9 protein-coding genes and 1 other annotated feature are annotated in these 10,751 nt (G+C 38.5%); of the genes, 7 read left to right on the plus strand and 2 right to left on the minus strand.

Going from position 1 to position 10,751, the window contains the following annotated elements; genetic code table 11:
* Window positions 1–21: 21 nt before the first annotated feature.
* Both arsA and H0185_RS21640 read left to right on the plus strand, forming a co-directional pair.
* Entirely contained in the window at window positions 22–1,791 is a 1,770-nt protein-coding gene (arsA, locus tag H0185_RS21635; RefSeq protein WP_221875573.1) for an arsenical pump-driving ATPase, read from the plus strand.
* A 74-nt stretch (window positions 1,792–1,865) separates the two neighbouring features.
* On the plus strand, window positions 1,866–2,870 hold the full coding sequence (locus H0185_RS21640) for a serine hydrolase domain-containing protein (RefSeq protein WP_221875574.1): 1,005 nt from the start codon (window positions 1,866–1,868) through the stop codon (window positions 2,868–2,870).
* 133 nt (window positions 2,871–3,003) lie between these two features.
* Here H0185_RS21640 and metG read toward each other — a convergent pair whose 3' ends face one another.
* Entirely contained in the window at window positions 3,004–4,641 is a 1,638-nt protein-coding gene (metG, locus tag H0185_RS21645; RefSeq protein ID WP_221875575.1) for a methionine--tRNA ligase, read from the minus strand.
* A 61-nt stretch (window positions 4,642–4,702) separates the two neighbouring features.
* Window positions 4,703–4,981, minus strand: a binding site (T-box leader).
* Between the two features lie 147 nt (window positions 4,982–5,128).
* Between metG and H0185_RS21650 the strand changes: the two genes are divergently transcribed.
* On the plus strand, window positions 5,129–5,431 hold the full coding sequence (locus H0185_RS21650; protein WP_221875576.1) for a rhodanese-like domain-containing protein: 303 nt from the start codon (window positions 5,129–5,131) through the stop codon (window positions 5,429–5,431).
* A 61-nt stretch (window positions 5,432–5,492) separates the two neighbouring features.
* On the opposite strand, the gene H0185_RS21655 is transcribed toward H0185_RS21650, so the two are convergent.
* Window positions 5,493–6,749: an MDR family MFS transporter gene (locus H0185_RS21655; RefSeq protein ID WP_221875577.1), complete on the minus strand. Its 1,257-nt coding sequence runs from the start codon at window positions 6,747–6,749 to the stop codon at window positions 5,493–5,495.
* 98 nt (window positions 6,750–6,847) lie between these two features.
* Here H0185_RS21655 and H0185_RS21660 point away from each other — a divergent pair, with 98 nt between their 5' ends.
* From H0185_RS21660 to H0185_RS21675, 4 genes are all read left to right on the plus strand, one after another.
* Window positions 6,848–8,494 (plus strand): ABC transporter substrate-binding protein, encoded by a 1,647-nt coding sequence (locus H0185_RS21660; RefSeq protein ID WP_221875578.1) that lies wholly within the window; start codon window positions 6,848–6,850, stop codon window positions 8,492–8,494.
* A gap of 123 nt (window positions 8,495–8,617) precedes the next feature.
* Entirely contained in the window at window positions 8,618–8,947 is a 330-nt protein-coding gene (locus H0185_RS21665; RefSeq protein ID WP_221875579.1) for a YckD family protein, read from the plus strand.
* A 133-nt stretch (window positions 8,948–9,080) separates the two neighbouring features.
* Window positions 9,081–9,335 (plus strand): GlsB/YeaQ/YmgE family stress response membrane protein, encoded by a 255-nt coding sequence (locus H0185_RS21670; protein ID WP_221875580.1) that lies wholly within the window; start codon window positions 9,081–9,083, stop codon window positions 9,333–9,335.
* Between the two features lie 272 nt (window positions 9,336–9,607).
* Window positions 9,608–10,306, plus strand: a complete 699-nt coding sequence (locus H0185_RS21675) for a hypothetical protein (RefSeq protein WP_221875581.1) — start codon at window positions 9,608–9,610, stop codon at window positions 10,304–10,306.
* The last annotated feature ends 445 nt before the right edge of the window (window positions 10,307–10,751 follow it).

Below are 10,751 nucleotides of genomic sequence, written 5' to 3' on the forward strand. Positions count from 1 at the left end.
ATATAGAAAGAAGTGAAAACTATGCTTCAACGTTTTGAACCCCAAAAAGTGATTCACACCCCTTTTCTCTTTTTTACAGGAAAGGGTGGCGTTGGCAAAACATCAACAGCTTGTGCAACGGCGGTTTCTTTAGCAGATGAAGGGAAAAAGGTGCTTCTTGTCAGCACAGATCCAGCCTCCAACTTGCAGGATGTATTGGAAATTGAATTAAGCAATACGCCTCAATCTGTGCCTGCAGTCGCAAATTTATATGCGTGTAATCTAGATCCCGAAGAAGCGGCAAGAGCCTACCGAGAAAAGGTCGTAGGCCCATTTCGTGGGAAGCTTCCCGATTCGGTGGTGGCAACGATGGAGGAGCAACTATCAGGAGGGTGTACGGTTGAGATTGCGGCTTTTGATGAGTTCACAGGTTTGCTATCGGATAGATCGATCGTTGAACAGTATGATCACATTGTCTTTGATACTGCGCCAACAGGACATACTCTACGTTTATTACAACTTCCTACGGCGTGGAGTGGCTTTTTAGAAGAAAGTACACACGGAGCTTCCTGCTTAGGGCCACTATCGGGTCTTGCAGAGAAAAAGGCGATTTACGCTGAAAGCATGGAAGCCTTGGCGGACGGCAAAAAAACAAGCTTAATTCTAGTTGCCAGACCAGATGAGTCTTCGTTATTTGAGGCTGACCGAGCTTCGCAGGAACTTAGAGGAATTGGCATCCTAAATCAATTTTTAATTGTGAACGGACTGATGGAAAACTATATTGCGGATGAACGTGTATCCTCTTCATTTTACGAGAAGCAGCAAGATGCAATCCAACGGTTGCCTGAAGGACTTAAACCTGTTAAATCCTATTCGTTGCCCTATGTGTCTTACTCGTTAACAGGTTTAGAGAATTTGCGTCATCTTTTAAACTATGAAACATTGCTATCCGCAAAATCTGCCACAGATTGTAAAAATTATCATAACCTTCCAGGTTTACAGGATCTTATTAAAGATGTATCAACAAAAGGGACAAGGGTTATTTTTACTATGGGCAAAGGCGGAGTCGGGAAAACGACGATGGCGTCCGCAATTGCTGTAGGGTTGGTTGAGAAGGGGCATAAAGTCCACTTAACGACTACAGACCCAGCCGCACACCTTGAGTTGATGTTTAAAAACAGTGAGCGCAATCCTCTTTTAAGTATTAGCAGAATTGATCCGAAGCATGAAGTTGATGTGTATAAGCAGGAAGTCTTATCTACTGCAGGGAAAGAGCTCGATGATGCTGGTCTTGCTTATCTTGAAGAAGATTTAAATTCACCATGTACCGAAGAAATTGCTGTATTTCGGGCGTTCGCTGAAGTAGTTGAGAAGTCGAAAGAAGAGGTTGTTGTCATCGATACGGCGCCAACCGGCCATACCTTGCTTCTTTTAGATGCGGCGCAATCTTACCACAAGGAATTGGAACGGACCACGGGAGAGGTTCCGAATAGTGTCCAAAAGTTATTGCCGCGGTTACGAAGTCCTCTAGAAACGAGTGTCGTCATTGTGACTTTGGCAGAAGCAACGCCTGTGCTTGAAGCAAGTCGCCTTCAAGCCGATTTAGAGCGTGCTGAAATTACCCCTCAATGGTGGATTATCAATCAAAGTTTACATGTAACAGATACGAAAGATCCTGTGTTGCAAGGTAGAGCAGTTGCCGAAGAACAATGGATTGAGAAAGTTGAAACAGAGTTGGCGAAGAAATGTGTGATTGTCCCGTTAATGAGTTCAGGAAAAGTGGGTTATGAGCAATTGAAAATATTTAATTAAGAATGAAAGTGAGGGGTCCCCTCGCTTCTTTTTTGAATTACTAAAATACAATTTTTTTTAAAGGACGTAGTCTAGTGAAACTTGAATCTGACAAGCTCATTTCGTATGTAGAAGAGATAAAGGAACGCAATCATAGTAGTGCTGCTTCCATTGTAGCTATGCAGAATAATAAAATCGTATTAGAGCATTATAGCGGTTTTCATTCTAATCTAGAAGGTTCTCTTCCTGTCTCGGAAACTAGCATGTTTAATATAGCGTCAGCAAGAAAAAGTTACCTAGGTTTGGCAATCGCCTATGCGTTATATGAAGGGAAAATAAAGAGTTTAGATGATAAGGTTACAGATTACTTTGAATCTCTTAATAAGGAACTTCTAGCGGGAACAACCATTAGGCATTTGGTTACACACTCTCACGGTTTGAATGAAAGAGAGGATGGAACAATCTATCGGGAATTTGCTCCAGGAAGTGGCTGGGCTTACCGAGGAGTGAACATCACGATGATGACAGAACTTATTCATAAACTTTACGATAAAAGTTTCCCTGAGATTATCCAGGAAAGAGTGTTTTTGCCAGTAGGTTTTACACATACTGCTTGGGTTACAGAACCTACTGAAAAACTAGTAAAAGTAGTGGATGATCCCCAAAAACCAGCTTTGTTTAAACTAGGTAGTTCAACAGGTTACGATTCAAATCTTCATACTTCTACTCGGGAGTTTGCGCTTTGGGGAGAACTTCATTTAAATAATGGAGTGATGAATGGGAAGCAAATTGTTCCAAAGGAAGTCATTCAATTAGCTACCCAAGTACATAGTCCGGATTTTGGTGAAAAAGAGTTCCCGCAACATGGCTTGTTTTGGTATGTGAAAGATTCCTCGACGCTAAAAAGTGAAATCGGCGAAAGAGTGCCTAAAGGTTCCTATCAAATCTTGGGTGTTACGGGTCCAACTTTATTGGTGATTCCGGAATATCAAATGGTTGTTGCGAAAATGTACAACAAAAGATATAACTATGGTGGGAACAATTATCTTCATTATTTAAGGGAATTCAGTAATATAGTTGCGGATATTTTTAAAGCGTAAGGTGTGAAAGATAGCTAGGGTATATGGGATAGTACATTATATTATTAAAAGCAAACGCTCAGTGAAACCACTGAGCGTTGGTTTATCTAGCGCAATATATGCTAGAGGAATGTTGTGTACTCCTAAGTGAGGCTCAATCCAACAATTGTTTAGTTAACCTTTCGCGTTCTTCCGCAATTTTCACTTGATCAATCCGTTCAAATAAAGGTTCCACATGTGTTAAGTGTTGTGAAAGAACATGAAATGGTCTCCATTCGGTTTCATCAATTCGAATCATGTCTTTAACCTTGCTGCTAGAAAAAGGGAGGAACGGTATTAGAACATGAGCTAAATTGGCAATCAGATAAACGCAAGAGGCTAGAGTTTGTTTGCAAGCTTCAAGATCATTTTTTATCTGTAACCAAGGCTGTTGTTCATCGAAGTATTTATTTGCAAACCGAACATGCTCGAAAACTTTTTCCAACCCGAGTTTGAACGAAGTTGTTTCAATGCATTGACCAACTTCCTCGTACAACGATTTCACTTTGTCTTGAATGGTCGTAGGAATGTCGTTTTCTGGGATTTCACCGTCAAAAGACTTTTGGATAAATTTCAATGTCCGATTCACGAAATTTCCATACGCACCCAATAATTCGCTGTTGTGACTATAAATAAATTCTTTCCACGAAAAATCGGCATCTCTTTTTTCTGGCGCGTTGATGGTTAAGAAATAACGGATAGAATCTGGGTTGTATCTTTCTAAAATATCTGGAACCCAAACCGCCCAATTTTTACTTGTAGATAATTTTTTCTTTTCTAAAGTCAGATATTCGTTCGAAACGATGTGTGTTGGCAATGCCTCTTTTTCTAAACCAGTGAGAATCCCGGGCCAAATAATGGAATGAAACGGAATGTTGTCTTTTCCGTGGACATAATAAGATGTTGTGGAGGAATCCCAGAATGTTGAATCGTCTTGATTCGTTTCTTTCGCCCATAACTTACTGGCAGTGTAATAACCTGAAACAGCCTCAATCCAAACGTAAATTTTCTTTTTCTCATATCCAGCCACTGGAACACTTACTCCAATCGGTAAATCTCTTGACACAGCTCGATCTAGCAAACCTTCCTTTAAGTACCGTTTAGTAAGAGAAAATGCATTTTCTCGCCAATTTTTATTCTTCTCCGCTGCTTCGGTGTATTTTTCCAATTTCGTTTGCAAAGAGCTTAAGGAAAAGTAAAACTGTTCCGTTAATCTTGTTGTAGGCTGGTGACCACAAATCTTACATTTCCGATCAAGCAACTCAAGTGGTTCTAACACTGTTGAACAATAATCGCATTGATCTCCACGCGCATGGGCTCCGCAATTCGGACAAATGCCTTCAACGTACCGGTCGGGTAAAAATTGCTGATCATATTCACAATACGATTGTTCAATTTCTTTTTTATAAATCAGGCCTTTTTCAAGAAGCTCTAAAAATATCTCTTGGACGATTTTGTGATGATGGGCTGTGTCTGTGCGTGTATAGATATCATAGGAGAAACCTAATTTTCTTAAACTAGATTCAAATTCTTGGTGGTAACGGTCCGCAATTTCTTGCGGGGCTACTCCTTCTTGTCTCGCTCTAATTGTAATCGGGGTACCGTTACAATCACTGCCTGATACATATAACACCTTTTCACCTTTTAAACGGTAATATCTAGCTAAAATATCACCAGGTAACAAGCTTGAAATATGACCCAGATGTAAGGATCCGTTCGCGTATGGCCAAGCCCCACCAATAAAAATACTCATCGATCATCAGCTCCCAAAAAATAATTAAAAAGCAAAAAAACCTCGTCCATAACTATAAAAAGTTAAGGACGAGGTTTAGATTCCACGTGATACCACCTTATTTCGCAAATGGTTCACACCATCTGCCTCAGCAAGTACGGAGTAATAGATAAATCATGTTACTCTTATACTGTGACATGGATAACGAGTGCCAAATCTCGTCGTATCCTACTTATACCGAAGTACGTTCAGTACGAAGCTCAGAGACCATTGTTCAAATGAATGTTTTTGCTTCTTTTCAGCTACTGAAGCTCTCTGTGTAAAACCATATCATTTTACTTTTTCTCTTCATTGCTTTTGATTGATAATTATTAATATTCTATTCAATGTGAATCGTAAAGTCAAACTATTGTTTTGCTCTAGGATGAGGTTTTTATTTCTTAGAGATAATAAAATGGAACCTTATTGAGATAATAAAAGCGTACTGTACCTAATGGAGGTTATCAAAATGAAGGATATTACCACAAAAGAGTTAGCACAAAAATTGAAAAATGGTGAGAAGGTAAATATTATTGATGTTCGTGAAGATGATGAGGTAGCAGCAGGAAAGATTCCAGGAGCACGTCATATTCGTTTAGGTGATCTTCCGGACCGGGTGAATGAGTTGGATAAAAAGGAGCACTATTATATCGCTTGTCGTTCTGGAGGGCGAAGCAGCATGGCTTGTGATTTGTTAACGAAACAAGGGTTTGATGTAACAAACATGACTGGTGGAATGCTTGCTTGGGAAGATGAAGTAGAGAAAGAATAAAAGTCATATTCTTAATTAAAAATGCACCATGAATCGTTCATGGTGCATCTGACTTACCTTCCTACATGGTACTATGGACTTTGATTTCTCTGTGTTGTTTACCTGTGCGAAAGATAAATAATCCCCCGTAAAGTAGAAACGTTCCAATCATTAAAATCACTCCAATATATACACTCATCATGCTTGGTACGAGAAAGGCCCCAATAATAATCGTGGTTCGGGCAATTAGATCAGCTCCGCTAAAGCTTGTACCAGAAAACGCAGAATATGATCCTCGTTTATCATCCGGCATCATGTTTGCTTTTTCGGCGTTGGCAATAGGGGAGTAAACAAGTTCTCCAATGGTTGCGACCAGATTAAATAAAATCAATATATACCAAACATTTGCGGACGTGATGATGGTGTAGCCAAGACCATATAGAATGAGACCAACTAATAGCATTTTCTTCTTATCAAATTTGTCGGTAATCTTTGTGACAATAAAAGTTAATAACACAACCAGTAACATATTTTGAATATTTAATAGACTCAACATTCTGACACCCGCGATTTCAAAACCTCCTACATATACTGCGCGAAACTCTTGTGCTAAACGGACCCCGATATAGCTGTTTAGGGAAAATTCGGCAGCGTAGATACACATCCCGCCGACAACGGCCATTACAAAAGGTTTATCTTGAAGAGCAACTTTGTAATTATTCGCTAAATCAAGAAAGATATTTTGATGAGTTTTCTCTAATTGTTTCACGGATGTATCCTGTAGCCAAATTAGATAAACAATTGGTAGACTAGCAGAAACTAAGGTTAGAATGATAAATAGTGCTAACTGGTGATGGACATAAAATAGACCCCCAAGCGCGGTTCCGATGGCCATCGATAAATTAACGAGCCAGTAATCTAACGCATACACACCCTTGCGATTTTCAACTGTAGTGGAATCGATGATAATTGCCTGCATCGCTGGTCGGCCAAGGCTACTAGATGCCATAAACATCATATAACTCACCGCAAATAACATAATCAACTTCTGGTCAGGGAGTAAGCTGAGGGTCATCAACCCGAACGTTAGGCTACTAGTAGTTGAAGTGAAAAGTAGAACTGTTTTTCGGTGAAAACGGTCAGATATGTATCCTCCGATTAAATTGCTGAGAAATCCGATAAAGACGTTAACTCCTAGGAAAATCCCTGCCCATATTGCCCCTTTATGCTGTGCAAAAAACAGGGCCATAAAGGGCATAACCGCACTGGAGATAGCTCGATTAAAAAAAGATGTAATTAGACGAACTTTAATGTTTTGTGGGTATTCTTTCCACTTCATATTGTCAGCCCCTTTCTATTTCTTTATATTAAAGGAGACTATGGTAATTAAAAATGAACTTTTTAAATAATTATGTCCACTTTTAAAAGGAGCCTAGAATGGATCATTATTTGTTGTCACTCTATAACCATGTAGATTCAGGGAGTGTTAAATTAGAAGACATCGCTAATCAATTAATGCTCAGCACGAAGCAAACACGGCGAAAACTACAGCAATGGCAAGAGGAAGGGTGGTTATCCTTTCAATCCGGAAGAGGGCGAGGGAATACGTCTACGATTCAGTGGAAACGAAATGTCGAGCAGGAATATGAACAACTTTTCCTACAATACCTTAGAGATGATGCAATTAAAGAGGTGAGTAAGCTTTTATTATTAGACTGGTCAGTTGAGACAAAACAACGATTAATGATGGCCTTTCAAGCAAAATTCGGCTTTCATCAAGAAGACCAAGACCGTCTAATGATTCCAAGGTTTTATCCGTTTTTAACGGTTCACCCGCAACATGCAGCCGACATTCAGAGTGCGAACCTTGTTGCCAATCTTTATAATCGTGTCGTTACACTACATGCTGACAATACGATTACACCTGAGCTTGCTCATACGTGGGAGTACAACGATACTTCATTGATCTTATATCTAAGGAAAGACGTCGCTTTTCACGATGGTTCGATTATGAAAGCGGAAGACGTCGTTGATTCATTCTTAAGAATGAAAAATGATGAACATTACGCAGCACTTTGGGAGCCTATCACCATGGTTACATCCCCGGCGCCACTTATCGTAAAGGTAGAATTTCCCTCAGGCTGTACATACGTTTTACAGCTATTAAGCTTATTGACTGCCAGTATTTTTAAAGAAATAAATGGTAGATTACTAGGGACAGGTGGTTTCTATCTTGCAGAAGATTCTCCTGAGAAAACCGTTCTCTGTGCTTTTAAACAATATTTTGGACACCGACCCTTACTTGATACCGTCGAGTTTATTCAGGTTCCGAGAGAGTTTCAGATAGTCTATCAAGGGGCACATGAATCGGGGGAGGTTGATACCTTTGAGGTAGAAAGTGATTCCGGGTTTGGTGTGGTGGTCATGAATCCCTATCGCTCATCTGATATGATGCGAAAAGAAGTCAGGGAATTTATTCATTCTATCATCGCACAACATCGCCATGAGCTTTCAGAGGTGAATACGCGAATAAGGGGAAATCATGAAGGGTGCTTAATTGGGTTATCGGAGTCGTATACGCTGGAGGTGCGACCGAAGCCAAAGATGTCGGGCCCAATTAAAATGAGGTATGTTAACTATACAAGTGAAACGTCTCATTGGTTAAAAGATAAGCTAGAGCAGGCAGGAATCCAAGTGGAAATGGAAGAAGTGACCTTTCACGATGCCATTTATAATCCTCAAATTCATTTAGACACCGACTTGTTTATACATGGTGAAATTTTTGAATTGAATCAAACTTTTTATTATTTTTTCTTTTTGAAAAACAGCTTTTCTCCTTTACATCTATTAATTGAACGCGATGAACATCTGCATAGAGAATTAGAGGCCTATAACCAAATCCCTTTTGAGGAGTGGAACGCTCAGCATCTGAAAATAGAAGAATACCTAAAAAACGAATCGTTATGTATTCCGTTGTATTATGTTAAAAGACACATCCCATTTTCGATAAATCTTATGAATATTGAGATTAAACATTTTGGCTATGTAGATTTAACGAAGCTTTGGACAAAGCCTAGGATATAAAGGTGAGATTCCTTTATTAATAAAACTAGAAAGAGTAAGAGCAGTCATTCGACTCCTTTTCATGCATAATTAGGTTGTTTTTGTAAAAAATACCAATGACCACAATGAAAAGGAGGAAATAAAATGAAGAAATTAGGTATCATCGCTACACTAATTCTTTTATCATTTGGCGTAGTGTTTACTTCTGCAGCTGCTCAAAATCAAGAGACAGAGGAAACAAAAGAGGTCAAATTAACAGAAGAACAAAAGAATGAACTTGCAAAGCTCTACGATGAAGCCTTCGAGAAAAAGAAAGAGATTATAACAAAGTATGTGGAATACGGAGTTTTCACAGTAGAAAAGGGAGATAAATTGATTGAGCACATCGAGTCTCATTATAAAAAGTTAGAAGAGAATAATTATATTCCCAAGTATGGAAACCACAAGCATCATCACGATAAAGGGAAACAGTGAGACCTTAATAGTCGTACTCGACCACAGTCCTTGGACTGTGTTTTTTTATGCGAAAAATTTCGTTAGACTCCTGACATGACTATGACACCATCCATTACTAGTTTTCATATGTTGGTTAAAAAGGAGTGAGTAAATGAGCATTACTACCTTTATTATTTCGGCAATTATTGCGTTAGTCATTGGTATCGTGGCAGATAAGATTTCGCCTATCAGTATGCCTGGAGGTTGGGCAGGGGCGATGGTTGCAGGTTTCATTGGAACTTGGGTTGGACAGGTTTTATTTGGGACATGGGGTCCAATCGTTGCAAATTATTCTTTAATTCCTGCACTAATTGGTGCTGTGCTTGTGGTTATCATTGTGGGAGTAGTGGCTAAACTATTTAATTAAAAAGTATAGGGATTGCTATTGCCTTAACTCATATTTCCGGGGTTAAGGTTTTTTTTATTTTTTTTAGAGGGTTTTTTAACAAAAAAATGATTATATTGGACTATCTTTAGTTCTTAGAATATAGGGATAAGGTTTCAGGAAAAAAATTCTAATTATGATAAACTACCATAGTTAATCTATTTTTGGGTGTTTGGCAAACATCCGCTATAGTTCTCAAGTGAATATTGTAAAGAATGATAGGCTATATGCTTCAATAACTAGGGGGAACAATAATGAAAAAAAGCATTTTATTATTTGCTGCTATTGTCATGGTAGTGTCTTTAGTAGCATGTGGGGAATCTGAGAAACCTGTTTCCACAAAAGCAGAGGAATCAGTGAATGAAGAGGCAGGTACTGATAATCAAGCTAGTACAGATTCAGAAGTGGAAATAGAAAAAGAGGTAGATGGAAACGCAGAATCAGAAGAAGAGGCTGATGTGTTTGAGGTGTCTTCGGACAAAAACGAAGAAGTTAAATCTTCTGGAAACCTATTCGATAAAGATAAGGTTTTTGAATATGATAATGGTTCAATTGTCATGAAACTAACAAAGGCAGAGTTCACAACAAAATTTGGTGCATCCAACGCAGATCCTGAAGACACTTGGGCAAATAACCAAATCAACTCAGATTCGGAAATTTATTTTCACTTAAACGGTTCTATCCAAAATGATCGAACGGATTCTCTTTCGTTCGGAAATAGTTTAGGAGCAATTAATTTCTCTTTACTTTACGATGATAAACATGAGTTTCAAAATACCAGTACAGCAGAAGAAGAAAATGGAACAAAGCTAGGGGCATCAAGTATCGATGCTTTATCAGAAGGAACGATACATGTGTACTTCCAAGTTCCAAAAACAGTTGCAGAATCTGATAAACCTTTAGTGCTTACTGTGAACATGTTAGGAGAACCGTTTGAAATAAAAATTCGTTAAAATGATAGGGGGAAGGTTCCATCTGCAATTTAGATGGAACCTTCCCTTTTATTATGAAAAATCCTTATAGCTTAGTAGAATGGAGGATGTTTACTAACAATCAGTAGTGGTTTGGGTAAAAATATTATATTTATAAAATATTTCTATTGTATTGATAGTAGAAAGATGTTATTCTAATTTAGCTGCTTCGGTAGCGGTTGAAAATGATTCACTTCTTAAAACTTCTTTTTTAAAAAGAGGTTGACGAAATGATTTAGATGATGTAATATTAATCCTTGTCGCTGACAAAAACATCAGCACAAATTGTTCTTTGAAAACTAAACAAACAAGCGTCAACAAACAATAAATTATCATGTTTCTTCTATTAATATAGAATAACATGAGCCAACGTTTTTATTATGAGCTTAACTCATACTCTTTATTGGAGAGTTTGATCCTGGCTCAG

Origin of the sequence: Mesobacillus maritimus (assembly GCF_019749255.1) — a bacterium.
GTDB classification, from domain to species: domain Bacteria; phylum Bacillota; class Bacilli; order Bacillales; family Cytobacillaceae; genus Mesobacillus_B; species Mesobacillus_B maritimus_A.

Excerpts from the sequence above, each read along its gene's own strand:
- arsA (WP_221875573.1), top strand. The coding sequence starts at position 22 with ATGCTTCAACGTTTTGAACCCCAAAAAGTGATTCACACCCCTTTTCTC.
- metG (WP_221875575.1), bottom strand. The coding sequence starts at position 4,641 with ATGAGTATTTTTATTGGTGGGGCTTGGCCATACGCGAACGGATCCTTA.
- H0185_RS21650 (WP_221875576.1), top strand. The coding sequence starts at position 5,129 with ATGAAGGATATTACCACAAAAGAGTTAGCACAAAAATTGAAAAATGGT.
- H0185_RS21655 (WP_221875577.1), bottom strand. The coding sequence starts at position 6,749 with ATGAAGTGGAAAGAATACCCACAAAACATTAAAGTTCGTCTAATTACA.
- H0185_RS21660 (WP_221875578.1), top strand. The coding sequence starts at position 6,848 with ATGGATCATTATTTGTTGTCACTCTATAACCATGTAGATTCAGGGAGT.
- H0185_RS21665 (WP_221875579.1), top strand. The coding sequence starts at position 8,618 with ATGAAGAAATTAGGTATCATCGCTACACTAATTCTTTTATCATTTGGC.
- H0185_RS21670 (WP_221875580.1), top strand. The coding sequence starts at position 9,081 with ATGAGCATTACTACCTTTATTATTTCGGCAATTATTGCGTTAGTCATT.
- H0185_RS21675 (WP_221875581.1), top strand. The coding sequence starts at position 9,608 with ATGAAAAAAAGCATTTTATTATTTGCTGCTATTGTCATGGTAGTGTCT.